A 14,500-nucleotide genomic window follows, 5' to 3' on the forward strand; every position below is an offset into this window, starting at 1 on the left:
TGGAGATAGAAAATGGCAAGATATTTGGGTCCTAAGCTCAAGCTGAGCCGTCGTGAGGGCACCGACTTATTCCTTAAGTCTGGCGTTCGCGCGATCGATACCAAGTGTAAAATTGAACAAGCTCCTGGCCAGCACGGTGCGCGTAAACCGCGTCTGTCTGACTATGGTGTGCAGTTGCGTGAAAAGCAAAAAGTTCGCCGTATGTACGGTGTGCTGGAGCGTCAGTTCCGTAACTACTATAAAGAAGCAGCACGTCTGAAAGGCAACACAGGTGAAAACCTGCTCGCTCTGCTGGAAGGTCGTCTGGACAACGTTGTATACCGTATGGGCTTCGGCGCTACTCGTGCTGAATCACGTCAGCTGGTTAGCCACAAAGCAATCATGGTAAACGGTCGTGTTGTTAACATCGCTTCTTATCAGGTTAAAGCGAATGACGTTGTTAGCATTCGTGAGAAAGCGAAAAAGCAATCTCGCGTGAAGGCCGCTCTGGAGCTGGCTGAGCAGCGTGAAAAGCCAACCTGGCTGGAAGTTGATGCTGGCAAGATGGAAGGTACGTTCAAGCGTCAGCCAGAACGTTCTGATCTGTCTGCGGACATTAACGAACACCTGATCGTCGAGCTTTACTCCAAGTAAAGCTTAGTACCAAAGAGAGGACACAATGCAGGGTTCTGTGACAGAGTTTCTAAAACCGCGCCTGGTAGATATCGAGCAAGTGAGTTCGACGCACGCCAAGGTGACCCTTGAGCCTTTAGAGCGTGGCTTTGGCCATACTCTGGGTAACGCACTGCGCCGTATTCTGCTCTCATCGATGCCGGGTTGCGCGGTGACCGAGGTTGAGATTGATGGTGTACTTCATGAGTACAGCACCAAAGAAGGCGTTCAGGAAGATATCCTTGAAATCCTGCTCAACCTGAAAGGGCTGGCGGTGAGAGTTCAGGGTAAAGATGAAGTTATTCTTACTCTGAATAAATCTGGCATTGGCCCTGTGACTGCAGCCGACATCACCCACGACGGTGATGTTGAAATCGTCAAGCCGCAGCACGTGATCTGCCACCTGACCGATGAGAACGCAGCTATTAGCATGCGTATCAAAGTTCAGCGCGGTCGTGGTTATGTGCCGGCTTCTGCCCGAATTCATTCGGAAGAAGATGAGCGCCCAATCGGCCGTCTGCTGGTCGACGCATGCTATAGCCCTGTAGAGCGTATTGCCTACAATGTTGAAGCAGCGCGTGTAGAACAGCGTACCGACCTGGACAAGCTGGTCATCGAAATGGAAACCAACGGCACAATCGATCCTGAAGAGGCGATTCGTCGTGCGGCAACCATCCTGGCAGAACAACTGGAAGCTTTCGTTGACTTACGTGATGTACGTCAGCCGGAAGTGAAAGAAGAGAAACCAGAATTCGATCCGATCCTGCTGCGCCCTGTTGACGATCTCGAATTGACTGTCCGCTCTGCTAACTGCCTCAAGGCAGAAGCTATCCACTATATCGGTGATCTGGTACAGCGTACCGAGGTTGAGTTGCTGAAAACGCCGAACCTGGGTAAAAAATCTCTTACTGAGATTAAAGACGTGCTGGCTTCACGTGGTCTGTCTCTGGGCATGCGCCTGGAAAACTGGCCACCGGCAAGCATTGCTGACGAGTAACCGGATCACAGGTTAAGGTTTTACTGAGAAGGATAAGGTCATGCGCCATCGTAAGAGTGGTCGTCAACTGAACCGCAACAGCAGCCATCGCCAGGCTATGTTCCGCAACATGGCAGGTTCACTGGTTCGTCATGAGATCATCAAGACGACCCTGCCTAAAGCGAAAGAGCTGCGTCGCGTAGTTGAGCCGCTGATTACTCTTGCCAAGACTGACAGCGTTGCTAATCGTCGTCTGGCATTCGCCCGTACTCGTGATAACGAGATCGTGGCAAAACTGTTTAACGAACTGGGCCCGCGTTTCGCGAGCCGTGCCGGTGGTTACACTCGCATTCTGAAGTGTGGTTTCCGTGCAGGCGACAACGCGCCGATGGCTTACATCGAGCTGGTTGATCGTTCAGAGAAAGCAGAAGCTGCTGCAGAGTAATCTGTAGTAACGTAAAAAAACCCGCTCCGGCGGGTTTTTTTATATCCGCGATATCCCCACTTCTCTACAATGTCTGTATCAATTCTGTTCATTCCCTGGAGCTGGTAATGTGGTTGCTCGACCAGTGGGCAGAACGCCATATTCGCGATGCCCAAAATAAAGGTGAATTCGACGATCTCCCGGGAAGCGGCGAACCCCTTGTGCTCGACGATGATTCGCACATTGCGCCTGAACTGCGAGCTGGATACCGTTTACTGAAAAACGCGGGCTGTCTCCCTCCGGAGCTAGAACAGCGCAGAGAGGCTGTTGAACTGGCCGATCTTCTCAACGGTATCCGTCAGGACGATCCGCGACATTCTGAACTGAGCCGCTGTCTCGCCCTGCTTGAACTCAAGCTGCGCCAGGCTGGGATGAACACTGATTTTCTGCGCGGTGAATACGGTGAAAGATTGATGCAGAGAATAAACGAGGAGTAGTTATGTACCGTATTGGTGAACTTGCGAAGCTTGCGAACGTTACGCCGGATACCATCCGTTATTACGAAAAGCAGCAGATGATCGATCATGAAGTTCGTACTGAAGGAGGCTTTCGACTTTATACCGATAACGATCTTCAGCGCCTGCGATTTATTCGTTATGCGCGTCAGCTCGGCTTCACGCTGGATTCGATCCGCGAGTTATTATCGATCCGTATCGATCCGGAACATCACACCTGCCAGGAATCTAAAAGCATTGTGCAGGCCCGGCTGGATGAAGTTGAAGCACGCATCCAGGAGCTTCAAACCATGCAGCGCTCTTTGCAAAGGCTGAATGATGCCTGCTGCGGTACGGCCCACAGCAGTATTTACTGTTCAATTCTCGAAGCCCTTGAACAGGGAGCGAGTGGAGAAACCGAGGGCTGTTGATTTTTAGTCCATCAGGATCTAGACTCCCGTCGTCATAAACCATGCTCAGGAGAATTTATGAGCCGCTATCAGCACACGAAAGGACAGATAAAAGACAATGCCATTGAGGCGTTACTTCACGACCCGTTATTCAGGCAGCGCGTTGAGAAGAATAAAAAAGGGAAAGGAAGTTATCTGCGTAAAGACAAACATGAAAAACGGGGTAACTGGGAGGCCAGTGGCAAGCAAGCGAATCGCTTATTTACCACTGGCCTTTCTGCTTTAAGCTTTCGATTAAACGCGGTTATTCTGTTCTTTTAACAGATCGCGGATCTCACTCAGCAGCACTTCTTCTTTCGTTGGTGCAGGTGCAGCAGCCGGCTCTTCTTTTTTACGGTTGAGCCTGTTGATCAGCTTGATAGCCATAAAAATGGCAAACGCGACAATCACAAAATCAAATACGTTCTGAATAAATACGCCGTAGTGCATTACTACTGCCGGAACATCACCCTGCGCTTCACGCAGTGTGAAAGCGAATTGTTTGAAATCAATGCCCCCGATTAACAACCCTAATGGTGGCATGATAATGTCGGCCACTAATGATGAAACAATCTTGCCGAATGCTGCACCAATAATGACACCCACTGCCAAATCCACCACGTTCCCGCGCATCGCAAATTCGCGAAATTCTTTAATAAAACTCATTGTTCTCTCCTTGTGCCAGCTGACGAGTATAAGTTTAACAAATGATTAGCCAATTGCCATTCGGGATAATTAAACGTTATGAAAAATAAAAGGCACAGAAATGAAAAGGATAAAGTGCGGGTACTCTTTCTCGAGCACCCTACTCTTTAAAGGAAGAATGGACTTGGCTGGAATAAACGTTCGACGTCGGTAATAAACTTTTTATCCGTAAGGAACATAATAACGTGATCGCCTTGCTCAATACGTAAATTGTCATTGGCAATCATGACGTCATTTCCGCGCACAACGGCGCCGATGATCGTGCCTGGCGGCAGCTTAATTTCGTCGATTGACCGGCCCACGACGCGTGATGTGGTTTCATCTCCATGCGCCACGGCTTCAATGGCTTCCGCTACGCCGCGGCGGAGCGATGACACACCGACAATATCCGCTTTACGAACATGGCTCAGGAGCGCGGAAATTGTCGCCTGCTGCGGCGAAATGGCAATATCAATAACGCTACCCTGGACCAGATCGACATACGCCTTGCGCTGGATAAGCACCATGACCTTCTTTGCACCCATACGCTTGGCGAGCATGGCGGACATTATATTCGCCTCGTCGTCGTTGGTGACGGCAATAAAAAGATCAACTTGATCAATATGCTCTTCAGCCAGCAACTCCTGATCCGACGCATCGCCATAAAATACGATCGTATTTTGCAGTTTTTCCGCCAGTTCAGCAGCACGCTGCTGATCGCGCTCGATCAATTTTACGCTGTAATCTTTTTCTAACCGATGTGCCAGGCCTGCACCGATATTGCCGCCGCCGACCAGCATAATGCGTTTATAGGGTTTTTCGAGACGCTGAAGTTCACTCATTACCGCACGAATATGCTGTGAGGCCGCAATAAAGAAGACCTCATCACCTGCTTCGACAATCGTGGAGCCTTGCGGGCGGATTGGCCTGTCGTGACGGAAAATGGCTGCGACGCGCGTATCAATATGCGGCATGTGCTCGCGCATGGTAGAAAGCGCATTGCCGATCAATGGCCCGCCGTAATAGGCCTTTACCACTGCCAGACTCACTTTACCCTCGGCAAAGTTCACCACCTGCAGGGCGCCCGGATATTCGATCAGACGGTAGATATTATCGATAACCAGCTGTTCTGGGGCAATGAGATGATCAATAGGGACCGCTTCTGAGTTAAACAGTTTCTCAGCATCGCGAACATAGTCCGGAGAGCGAATGCGCGCGATTCGGTTTGGCGTGTTGAAAAGCGAGTAGGCCACCTGACAGGCCACCATATTGGTTTCGTCAGAACTGGTTACCGCAACCAGCATGTCGGCATCATCGGCACCCGCCTCACGAAGAACCCGTGGGTGAGAACCATGACCCTGCACCACGCGCAGGTCAAACTTGTCCTGTAAGACACGCAGACGATCGCCGTTGGTATCGACTATGGTGATGTCGTTGTTTTCCCCAACCAGGTTTTCCGCCAGCGTTCCGCCAACCTGTCCTGCACCCAGAATGATAATCTTCATATCTCGTGACCTGTTCTCAACATCACTCTTTGATTAGCTTAGCGTAAAAGAAGCCATCACCCTCTTCGGCACCCGGCAGGTTCTGCAGACCCGGGGATTCAGGCGTTCCCGTATCGCGCAGCGCGGCGTCCGGGGTACGTTTAAGGAAGGCCGCGATTTGCTGGCTGTTTTCTTCCGGCAGTACGGAGCAGGTTGCATAGACCAGCGTTCCGCCAGGTTTGAGATGCGGCCAGATGGCGTCGAGAATGTCGGACTGCAGCTGGGCAAGTTCGTTAATATCACGATCGCGACGCAGCCACTTGATGTCCGGATGACGACGAATAACGCCGGTTGCAGAGCAGGGAGCATCCAGCAAAATGCGATCGAATTGCGTTTCACCACACCATTCTGCGGGTTTGCGTCCATCGCCTTGCTTAACCTGAGCCTTCATGCCCAGACGCTTGAGGTTGTCGTAGACGCGTGAAAGACGCTGTTCATCGACGTCCACCGCCATCACGCTGGCCTGCGGAGCCACTTCAAGAATATGCGTCGTTTTGCCCCCTGGTGCGGCGCAGAGATCGAGGATCTGCTCACCGTTTTGGGGTTCAAGCCAGGTCATGCAACCCTGGGCAGAAGCATCCTGTACCGTTACCCAACCCTCTTCGAAACCCGGTAATGCATGTACCGGAGCGGGGGAGGCTAAACGTACGGCATCAGGGTATGCAGCGTGAGTGAAACCACTCATTCCAGCTTCTTCGAGTAATGCCAGCCATGCGTCACGGGTGTGGTGATTACGATTCACGCGTAACCACATTGGCGGACGCTGGTTGTTGGCATCGGCAATGTCCTGCCACCGCTGCGGATAAGCTTTTTTCAGCCGCTTCAACAGCCAGTCCGGATGCAGGAAGCGTGCTTCGTTTTGGGCAAATTCAGCCAGAAGCTCATCCTGCTGTCGCTGGAACTGACGCAGTACACCGTTGATCAGCCCTTTCAGCTGAGGGCGTTTAATCGCAACGGCACCTTCCACCGTCTCAGCCAGCGCGGCATGAGGTGGGATGCGGGTATGAAGAAGCTGATAAAAACCCACCATAATCAAATAGTGTACGGTGCGCTGCTTGCCTGTCATTGGGCGTGACATCAGCTTGTTAATCAACCACTCAAGCTGAGAAAGCGTGCGCAGAACGCCAAAGCAGAGCTCCTGAAGCAGGGCTTTGTCTTTATCAGAGACTTTTTGTTGCAGGGGAGGCAGGACGTTACTTAATGACTGGCCCTGCTCGATAACCTGCTCAACGGCCTGAGCCGCCATACTGCGTAGATTTTGTTTTTTCATAACCGTAAAAATAAAAATGCCCGGAAACACCGGGCCTTAAGAATAAATTTGCTCAGGCAAGACGCTTGCCCGGAATAAACCATTCGCGACGGGAATTTAACAGATCCTGAGCGCTCATGGCCTTCTTACCGGCCGGTTGTAGCGATTCAAGATTCAGGATCCCTTGCGCAGTCGCCACCTGGATCCCGTTCTTGTTGGCGTCAACAATCGTACCGGGTTCAGCCGTGGTGGTACCGCTAATGACGGAGGCTTTCCAGACTTTCACTGGCTGCTCATCAATCTCCATCCAGCTCATTGGCCACGGATTAAAAGCGCGGATGCAGCGTTCAAGTTGAGCGGCCGACAGGGACCAGTCGATCCGCGCTTCTTCTTTGCTCAGTTTTTCGGCATACGTCACCAGCGCGTCATCCTGAACTTCCGGTTTTGCCGTATTGTCAGCAAGCTGCTGAAGCGTCTCGATAAGACCTTGTGGGCCAAGGTCTGCCAGTTTGTCATACAGCGTGGCGCTGGTATCGTCTGGCGTAATGGGGCAGGCCAGTTTATACAGCATGTCGCCGGTGTCTAAACCTACGTCCATCTTCATGATGGTCACGCCCGTTTCGGCATCACCCGCCCACAGCGAGCGCTGGATCGGGGCTGCACCACGCCAGCGTGGGAGTAGAGACCCATGCACGTTGATACAACCCAGGCGCGGCATATCAAGCACAGCTTTTGGCAGAATTAAACCGTAAGCCACCACCACCATTACGTCGGCATTCAGGTCAGCAACCAGCTGCTGATTTTCCTGCGGGCGCAGCGATGCAGGCTGAAAAACAGGAAGCCCATGCTCTTCTGCCAGCACCTTGACCGGGCTCGGCATCAGTTTTTTGCCGCGGCCTGCAGGACGGTCCGGCTGGGTAAAGACGCCAACAACCTGGTGACCAGACGATAGCAGCGCGTCAAGGTGACGCGCTGCAAAATCAGGGGTTCCCGCGAAGATAATACGTAGTGTTTTAGACACGATGATCCTTGTATCCGGGGGGACGTTATGCGCGAGAACGCAAACGATCCAGTTTCTCTACTTTCTGACGAATACGCTGCTGTTTCAGCGGCGAGAGGTAATCGATAAACAGTTTACCGACCAGGTGATCCATCTCATGCTGAATACAAATCGCCAGCAGGTCGTCTGCTTCCAGTTCGAACGGATTACCGTCACGATCCAGGGCGCGAATTTTCACTTTTTCAGCACGCGGCACTAACGCACGCTGTTCAGGAATAGACAGACAGCCTTCCTCGATACCGGTTTCGCCACTCTTTTCGAGCAACTCAGGGTTAATCAGCACCAGGCGACCATCGCGATTTTCAGAAACATCAATCACGATAATACGCTTGTGAATGTCCACCTGCGTCGCCGCCAGGCCAATGCCTTCTTCGGCGTACATGGTATCGAACATATCATCAACGATACGCTGGATTTCTGCATTCACTTCTTTGACCGGTTCAGCGACGATGCGAAGGCGCTCGTCCGGAATATGTAACACTTGCAAAACTGCCATAAATTTCCAGAGTCGTGTTCAGGAGTTGATAAGAATACTACCTCTATTCTAGACAAATCCCCCATCGATTGACAGCATCAGTGACCAATCGCAATGATTGCGGAGGCTGCTTATGGCAGGGGAAAGGATGACGCCAATCGAGATATGGCTACGGCTTATGCACACAGGTTCTCTGTGTGGTGATGTCATGGTGGAAGCGGCTGCACGACTGCAGAGGCAGGAAGGCATCGACATGCTTGCCTTAAGAAATGCTGGACTGACAGCAAAGCAGGCTGAACGATTCTTTGCGTTCAATGAGAGTGAGCTGGAACGTAGCCTGAAATGGCTTGAGCAGCCGGGACATCATTTATTAACGGCCAATCATTCCCTTTATCCCCCTCTACTCCGCACGATCCCTGACTATCCCGGGGCATTATTCATAAAAGGTAACCCTGAGACGCTCAAAACTGTTCAGCTGGCGGTGGTAGGCAGTCGTGCGCCGTCATGGTACGGCGAGCGATGGGGGAAAATCCTGTGCGAACAACTTTCACAAAGTGGTTTCACGATTACCAGCGGGCTGGCCTGTGGTATTGATGGCGTTGCCCACGGCGCGGCGCTGTCAGTTAAAGGACGAAGTGTCGCGGTGCTGGGGAATGGTCTTTTTAGCATTTATCCACGCCGACATCAGGCATTGGCGATGCGGCTTATTGAGTCTGATGGCGCGATAGTGTCTGAATTTCCGCTTTCCGCACAGCCCAGACCGGCAAACTTTCCGCGTCGTAATCGCATTATCAGCGGGCTTAGCAAAGGCGTGCTGGTGGTTGAAGCCGCGCTGCGAAGCGGTTCACTGGTCACGGCGCGATGCGCGCTGGAACAGGGACGAGAAGTCTTCGCCTTGCCTGGTCCGATAGGGAACCCCGGATGCGAGGGTCCCCACTGGCTGATTAAGCAAGGGGCAACACCGGTAACGGAAGTAGGGGATATTCTTGAAAATTTGCAATATGGGCTGCAATGGCTGCAGGAAGATCCCGAAAAGCGACAATATTCATCAGATCAGGGAAAGGTGGCATTGCCATTTCCCAAGCTCCTGGCTAACGTAGGAGATGAGGTAACACCTGTTGACGTTGTCGCTGAACGTGCCGGCCAACCTGTGCCAGTAACGGTAGCACAGCTACTCGAACTGGAGTTAGCAGGGTGGATCGCAGCTGTACCCGGCGGCTATGTCCGATTAAGGAGGGCATGCCATGTTCGACGTACTGATGTATTTGTTTGAGACTTACATCCATAACGAAGCAGAAATGCGAGTGGATCAGGACAAATTGACACAGGATCTTACCGATGCGGGGTTTGAGCGGGAAGATATCTATAATGCGTTGATGTGGCTGGAAAAACTGGCTGATTATCAGGAAGGCCTCGCCGAACCGATGCAGCTTGCTTCCGACCCATTGTCAGTACGCATTTATACCGCAGAAGAGTGTGAAAGGCTGGACGCCAGCTGCCGGGGGTTCATCTTATTCCTTGAGCAGATTCAGGTGCTGAACCTCGAAACGAGAGAAATGGTGATAGAGCGCGTCATGGCGCTGGATACAGCAGAATTTGAACTGGAAGATCTCAAGTGGGTGATCCTGATGGTTCTGTTTAATATCCCGGGCTGTGAAAATGCCTATCAACAAATGGAAGAATTACTCTTTGAAGTGAATGAAGGTATGCTGCACTAATTCAATGTGCAGCACCAAGAGTTGTTATGGCCAAATCAGCACTATTCACGGTGCATAAAAACGAGCCCTGCCCGCAGTGCGGGGCTGAACTTGTTATTCGGTCCGGGAAACACGGCCCGTTTCTCGGTTGTTCACACTATCCGGAATGTGATTATGTCCGTCCCCTGAAAAGCCAGGCGGATGGACATATCGTTAAAAATCTGGAGGGGCAGTCTTGTCCACTCTGCGGTGGTGAATTAGCCCTGCGTCAGGGGCGTTTCGGCATGTTTATTGGATGTAGTCGCTACCCGGAATGCGAGCATACGGAACAAATTGATAAGCCTGATGAAACGGCAATTGCGTGCCCTCAGTGTCAGCGCGGTCAGTTGGTACAGCGCCGCTCCCGTTATGGTAAGACCTTCCATTCGTGCGATCGCTATCCTGAATGCCAGTTCGTTATCAATTTTAAACCGGTAGCGGGAACCTGCCCTCATTGCAATTATCCGCTACTCATAGAGAAGAAAACCGCGCAAGGCATGAAACGCTTCTGCGCCAGTAAACAATGTGGAAAGCCGGTTACGGCGGATCAAAATAGTGAATAATAACCTGCCATCAGGCTCCATTGCGCATGCAGTGGATGTTCTGAAAAATGAAGAAGTCATCGCTTATCCAACTGAAGCTGTTTTTGGGGTCGGTTGCGATCCTGACAGCGAGACGGCTGTGAGCCGTCTGCTTGCCTTAAAACAAAGACCCGTCGAGAAAGGGCTGATTTTGATCGCTGCGAATTACGAGCAGCTTAAACCCTATATAGATGACTCCATGCTGACGCCAGCGCAGCGCGAGACGATCTTCTCCGCGTGGCCTGGACCGGTGACCTTCGTCTTCCCTGCGCAGCCGACAACGCCGCGCTGGTTAACCGGACGCTTTGATTCCCTCGCCGTTCGCGTCACTGACCATCCGCTGGTGGTTGAGCTTTGTCTGGCGTTTGGTAAACCGCTGGTCTCAACCAGCGCCAACCTGACCGGATTGCCACCTTGTCGGACAACCGAAGAAGTGCTGGCGCAGTTCGGGAATGACTTCCCTGTTGCTGTCGGTGAAACGGGAGGGCGTCTGAATCCGTCTGAAATTCGCGACGCTTTAACCGGCGAACGTTTTCGCCAGGGGTAATCTCATGGAAACCTATGCTGTTTTTGGTAATCCGATTGCGCACAGCAAATCACCGTTGATTCATCAGCAATTTGCGAAGCAGCTGCAGATAAATCATCCCTATGGTCGCGTACTGGCACCGGTGGATGCATTTATTCCAACGCTGGAGGCTTTTTTCGCCGCGGGCGGTAAAGGTGCGAATGTGACGGTCCCGTTTAAAGAAGAAGCCTTCGAACGTGCGGATGAGCTGACCGAGCGCGCTTCACTGGCTGGCGCAGTCAATACTCTAAAACGGCTTGAGGACGGTCGCCTTTTGGGGGATAACACCGACGGAATTGGTTTACTTAGCGATCTGGAACGACTTTCATTTATTAAGCCCGGGTTCCGGGTCCTGCTGATTGGTGCGGGCGGCGCATCGCGGGGAGTACTGTTGCCTCTGCTTTCACTGGACTGTGCGGTGACCATTACCAACAGAACCTTTTCCCGTGCAGAAGCGCTGGCGGCGTTGTTTGCGCATACCGGTAGCGTGAGCGCGGTAGCGCTTGACGATCTTGCCGATCGTGAGTTCGATCTTGTCATTAATGCCACGTCCAGCGGCATCAACGGTGAGATCCCGGCAATCCCCGCTTCTCTGGTCAGCGCGCATATGTACTTCTATGACATGTTTTATCAGAAAGGGAAGACGCCTTTCCTTAACTGGTGTGAACAACACGGCGCGAAACAGTTAGCCGATGGACTGGGAATGCTGGTGGGTCAGGCTGCGCATGCGGTGCTGCTCTGGCACGGCGTGTTGCCTGCGGTCGAACCTGTCATTGAAAAGTTAAAGCAGGAACTTTCGGCGTGAACCAGGCTATTCATTTCCCGGACAGAGAGAGCTGGGATGAGAGTAAACACGCGGTTTGTTTTCCGGTGCTGGTGCAGGGTATGCAACTTACCTGTGCCATTCATGGGGAAACGCTGCTGCGTCGTTTTGGCGGTTCAAACCCGATAGCGGTATTTTGCGAAAATCGCTGGGATCTGGAAGAGGAAGCCAGCGATTTAATCCGCGAACAGCAGGAAGACGATCAGGGCTGGGTTTGGTTGTCCTGATCCAGATACTCATTCTTCCACGTAACGTAGTTGTTCGCTGAGTATTTTAACCCTTCGATCTCTGCCTCCTTCAGGGGGCGGATCTGTTTTACCGGGCTTCCCAGATAGAGATAGCCGCTCTCCAGTCGTTTGTTCTGCGGGACCAGGCTACCGGCACCAATCATTACGTCATCTTCTACTATGACGCCATCCAGCAAAATCGACCCCATGCCAACAAGCACGCGATTTCCGATCGTGCAGCCGTGAAGCATCACTTTATGGCCGACGGTAACCTCTTCTCCAATGATGAGGGGATTGCCCTCCGGGTTATAGGAGGATTTGTGCGTGACATGCAGAACGCAACCGTCCTGAATGTTGGTACGTGCACCAATCGACACATAGTTAACATCACCCCTGATGGCGACGAGCGGCCAGATGCTGACATCATCGGCCATTCGGACATCACCAATCACCACGCTGCTGGCATCGATCATCACGCGATCGCCTTTTTGGGGGAACATATCTTTATAAGGACGTAATACTGCGGGCATATCTACCTCTAACAATGGGCGCTATACAGAAGACTTTGATCATAGTAATGGATCGAGGCAAGGCAAAATACGTCAATATTTAAGCAGATCGGGCGGGATTTCAGCGAAAAGCGCGGAAAATCAGCAGTCGGAAAAAAAGATCTAAAAAATACTTGTGCTAAAAAATGGGATCCCTATAATGCGCCTCCATCGACACGGCGGATGTGAATCACTTCACAAACAGCCCGGTCGGTTGAAGAGAAAAAATCCTGAAATAACGGGTTGACTCTGAAAGAGGAAAGCGTAATATACGCCACCTCGCAACGGTGAGCGAAAGCCGCGTTGCAACTGCTCTTTAACAATTTATCAGACAATCTGTGTGGGCACTCAAAGTGACATGGATTCTTAATGTCTTCGGACAATAAATGAATACCAAGTCTCTGAGTGAACATACGTAATTCATTACGAAGTTTAATTCACGAGCATCAAACTTAAATTGAAGAGTTTGATCATGGCTCAGATTGAACGCTGGCGGCAGGCCTAACACATGCAAGTCGAGCGGTAGCACAGAGAGCTTGCTCTCGGGTGACGAGCGGCGGACGGGTGAGTAATGTCTGGGAAACTGCCTGATGGAGGGGGATAACTACTGGAAACGGTAGCTAATACCGCATAACGTCGCAAGACCAAAGAGGGGGACCTTCGGGCCTCTTGCCATCAGATGTGCCCAGATGGGATTAGCTAGTAGGTGGGGTAACGGCTCACCTAGGCGACGATCCCTAGCTGGTCTGAGAGGATGACCAGCCACACTGGAACTGAGACACGGTCCAGACTCCTACGGGAGGCAGCAGTGGGGAATATTGCACAATGGGCGCAAGCCTGATGCAGCCATGCCGCGTGTATGAAGAAGGCCTTCGGGTTGTAAAGTACTTTCAGCGGGGAGGAAGGTGCTGAGGTTAATAACCTCAGCAATTGACGTTACCCGCAGAAGAAGCACCGGCTAACTCCGTGCCAGCAGCCGCGGTAATACGGAGGGTGCAAGCGTTAATCGGAATTACTGGGCGTAAAGCGCACGCAGGCGGTCTGTCAAGTCGGATGTGAAATCCCCGGGCTCAACCTGGGAACTGCATTCGAAACTGGCAGGCTAGAGTCTTGTAGAGGGGGGTAGAATTCCAGGTGTAGCGGTGAAATGCGTAGAGATCTGGAGGAATACCGGTGGCGAAGGCGGCCCCCTGGACAAAGACTGACGCTCAGGTGCGAAAGCGTGGGGAGCAAACAGGATTAGATACCCTGGTAGTCCACGCCGTAAACGATGTCGACTTGGAGGTTGTGCCCTTGAGGCGTGGCTTCCGGAGCTAACGCGTTAAGTCGACCGCCTGGGGAGTACGGCCGCAAGGTTAAAACTCAAATGAATTGACGGGGGCCCGCACAAGCGGTGGAGCATGTGGTTTAATTCGATGCAACGCGAAGAACCTTACCTACTCTTGACATCCAGAGAACTTAGCAGAGATGCTTTGGTGCCTTCGGGAACTCTGAGACAGGTGCTGCATGGCTGTCGTCAGCTCGTGTTGTGAAATGTTGGGTTAAGTCCCGCAACGAGCGCAACCCTTATCCTTTGTTGCCAGCGGTTAGGCCGGGAACTCAAAGGAGACTGCCAGTGATAAACTGGAGGAAGGTGGGGATGACGTCAAGTCATCATGGCCCTTACGAGTAGGGCTACACACGTGCTACAATGGCGCATACAAAGAGAAGCGACCTCGCGAGAGCAAGCGGACCTCATAAAGTGCGTCGTAGTCCGGATTGGAGTCTGCAACTCGACTCCATGAAGTCGGAATCGCTAGTAATCGTAGATCAGAATGCTACGGTGAATACGTTCCCGGGCCTTGTACACACCGCCCGTCACACCATGGGAGTGGGTTGCAAAAGAAGTAGGTAGCTTAACCTTCGGGAGGGCGCTTACCACTTTGTGATTCATGACTGGGGTGAAGTCGTAACAAGGTAACCGTAGGGGAACCTGCGGTTGGATCACCTCCTTACCTTAAAGAACCTGCCTTTG

18 protein-coding genes and 1 rRNA gene are annotated in these 14,500 nt (G+C 52.0%); 13 read left to right on the forward strand and 6 right to left on the reverse strand.

Translation table 11 applies throughout. From position 1 onward, the window contains the following. The first annotated feature begins 12 nt into the window (after window positions 1–12). The 6 genes from rpsD to P349_RS00325 all read left to right on the forward strand — a co-directional run bounded on the left by rpsD (window position 13) and on the right by P349_RS00325 (window position 3,276). The gene (rpsD, locus tag P349_RS00350; RefSeq protein ID WP_004868345.1) at window positions 13–633 is read left to right on the forward strand and encodes a 30S ribosomal protein S4; all 621 of its coding nucleotides are present in this window, start codon (window positions 13–15) and stop codon (window positions 631–633) included. Between the two features lie 25 nt (window positions 634–658). Continuing rightward, on the forward strand, window positions 659–1,648 hold the full coding sequence (locus tag P349_RS00345) for a DNA-directed RNA polymerase subunit alpha (RefSeq protein ID WP_002919219.1): 990 nt from the start codon (window positions 659–661) through the stop codon (window positions 1,646–1,648). Between the two features lie 40 nt (window positions 1,649–1,688). Further along, the gene (gene rplQ, locus P349_RS00340) at window positions 1,689–2,072 is read left to right on the forward strand and encodes a 50S ribosomal protein L17 (RefSeq protein ID WP_001216368.1); all 384 of its coding nucleotides are present in this window, start codon (window positions 1,689–1,691) and stop codon (window positions 2,070–2,072) included. 107 nt (window positions 2,073–2,179) lie between these two features. Further along, window positions 2,180–2,548 carry a DUF1992 domain-containing protein gene (locus P349_RS00335; RefSeq protein WP_032647905.1) on the forward strand — a complete coding sequence of 123 codons (369 nt, stop codon included), beginning with the start codon at window positions 2,180–2,182 and terminating at the stop codon, window positions 2,546–2,548. Between the two features lie 2 nt (window positions 2,549–2,550). Beyond that, a complete protein-coding gene (gene zntR / locus P349_RS00330) occupies window positions 2,551–2,976 on the forward strand; it encodes a Zn(2+)-responsive transcriptional regulator (protein ID WP_024909663.1) in 426 nt (141 codons plus the stop codon). A 57-nt stretch (window positions 2,977–3,033) separates the two neighbouring features. Beyond that, a complete protein-coding gene (locus P349_RS00325; protein WP_032647903.1) occupies window positions 3,034–3,276 on the forward strand; it encodes an alternative ribosome-rescue factor A in 243 nt (80 codons plus the stop codon). Here P349_RS00325 and mscL read toward each other — a convergent pair. The 5 genes from mscL to def all read right to left on the reverse strand — a co-directional run bounded on the left by mscL (window position 3,250) and on the right by def (window position 8,027). Continuing rightward, window positions 3,250–3,660, reverse strand: a complete 411-nt coding sequence (gene mscL / locus P349_RS00320; protein WP_023309449.1) for a large-conductance mechanosensitive channel protein MscL — start codon at window positions 3,658–3,660, stop codon at window positions 3,250–3,252. The genes P349_RS00325 and mscL overlap by 27 nt on opposite strands. A gap of 146 nt (window positions 3,661–3,806) precedes the next feature. Next, window positions 3,807–5,183, reverse strand: coding sequence for a Trk system potassium transporter TrkA (trkA, locus tag P349_RS00315; protein ID WP_008503482.1), 1,377 nt, complete (start codon window positions 5,181–5,183; stop codon window positions 3,807–3,809). 22 nt (window positions 5,184–5,205) lie between these two features. Beyond that, window positions 5,206–6,492: a 16S rRNA (cytosine(967)-C(5))-methyltransferase RsmB gene (gene rsmB / locus P349_RS00310; protein WP_024909660.1), complete on the reverse strand. Its 1,287-nt coding sequence runs from the start codon at window positions 6,490–6,492 to the stop codon at window positions 5,206–5,208. Between the two features lie 52 nt (window positions 6,493–6,544). Continuing rightward, window positions 6,545–7,492, reverse strand: coding sequence for a methionyl-tRNA formyltransferase (gene fmt, locus P349_RS00305; RefSeq protein ID WP_032647902.1), 948 nt, complete (start codon window positions 7,490–7,492; stop codon window positions 6,545–6,547). A gap of 25 nt (window positions 7,493–7,517) precedes the next feature. Continuing rightward, window positions 7,518–8,027: a peptide deformylase gene (gene def, locus P349_RS00300; RefSeq protein ID WP_008503479.1), complete on the reverse strand. Its 510-nt coding sequence runs from the start codon at window positions 8,025–8,027 to the stop codon at window positions 7,518–7,520. Between the two features lie 127 nt (window positions 8,028–8,154). On the opposite strand from def, the gene dprA reads away from it, so the two are divergent. From dprA to P349_RS00270, 6 genes are read left to right on the forward strand one after another with little or no spacing between them, the layout of a single operon-like run. Next, window positions 8,155–9,279: a DNA-protecting protein DprA gene (gene dprA, locus P349_RS00295; RefSeq protein ID WP_032647909.1), complete on the forward strand. Its 1,125-nt coding sequence runs from the start codon at window positions 8,155–8,157 to the stop codon at window positions 9,277–9,279. After that, window positions 9,251–9,724, forward strand: a complete 474-nt coding sequence (gene smg, locus P349_RS00290; RefSeq protein WP_008503477.1) for a DUF494 family protein Smg — start codon at window positions 9,251–9,253, stop codon at window positions 9,722–9,724. The genes dprA and smg overlap by 29 nt, the downstream gene beginning before the upstream one ends. A gap of 26 nt (window positions 9,725–9,750) precedes the next feature. Then, window positions 9,751–10,305, forward strand: a complete 555-nt coding sequence (locus tag P349_RS00285; RefSeq protein WP_032647900.1) for a DNA topoisomerase family protein — start codon at window positions 9,751–9,753, stop codon at window positions 10,303–10,305. After that, a complete protein-coding gene (gene tsaC / locus P349_RS00280) occupies window positions 10,298–10,870 on the forward strand; it encodes an L-threonylcarbamoyladenylate synthase type 1 TsaC (protein WP_023309444.1) in 573 nt (190 codons plus the stop codon). Before P349_RS00285 ends, tsaC begins: the two co-directional genes overlap by 8 nt. A 4-nt stretch (window positions 10,871–10,874) precedes the next feature. After that, a complete protein-coding gene (gene aroE / locus P349_RS00275; RefSeq protein WP_023309443.1) occupies window positions 10,875–11,693 on the forward strand; it encodes a shikimate dehydrogenase in 819 nt (272 codons plus the stop codon). Continuing rightward, window positions 11,690–11,938 (forward strand): DUF1488 domain-containing protein, encoded by a 249-nt coding sequence (locus P349_RS00270; protein WP_032647898.1) that lies wholly within the window; start codon window positions 11,690–11,692, stop codon window positions 11,936–11,938. Before aroE ends, P349_RS00270 begins: the two co-directional genes overlap by 4 nt. Here P349_RS00270 and P349_RS00265 read toward each other — a convergent pair. Continuing rightward, window positions 11,914–12,468: a gamma carbonic anhydrase family protein gene (locus P349_RS00265; RefSeq protein ID WP_032647896.1), complete on the reverse strand. Its 555-nt coding sequence runs from the start codon at window positions 12,466–12,468 to the stop codon at window positions 11,914–11,916. The genes P349_RS00270 and P349_RS00265 overlap by 25 nt on opposite strands. Before the next feature lie 472 nt (window positions 12,469–12,940). Here P349_RS00265 and P349_RS00260 point away from each other — a divergent pair. After that, window positions 12,941–14,480 (forward strand): 16S ribosomal RNA (locus P349_RS00260). Window positions 14,481–14,500 lie beyond the last annotated feature (20 nt).

It is taken from the genome of Enterobacter sp. DC4 (assembly GCF_000568095.1).
Classification (GTDB): Bacteria; Pseudomonadota; Gammaproteobacteria; order Enterobacterales; family Enterobacteriaceae; genus Enterobacter; species Enterobacter pseudoroggenkampii.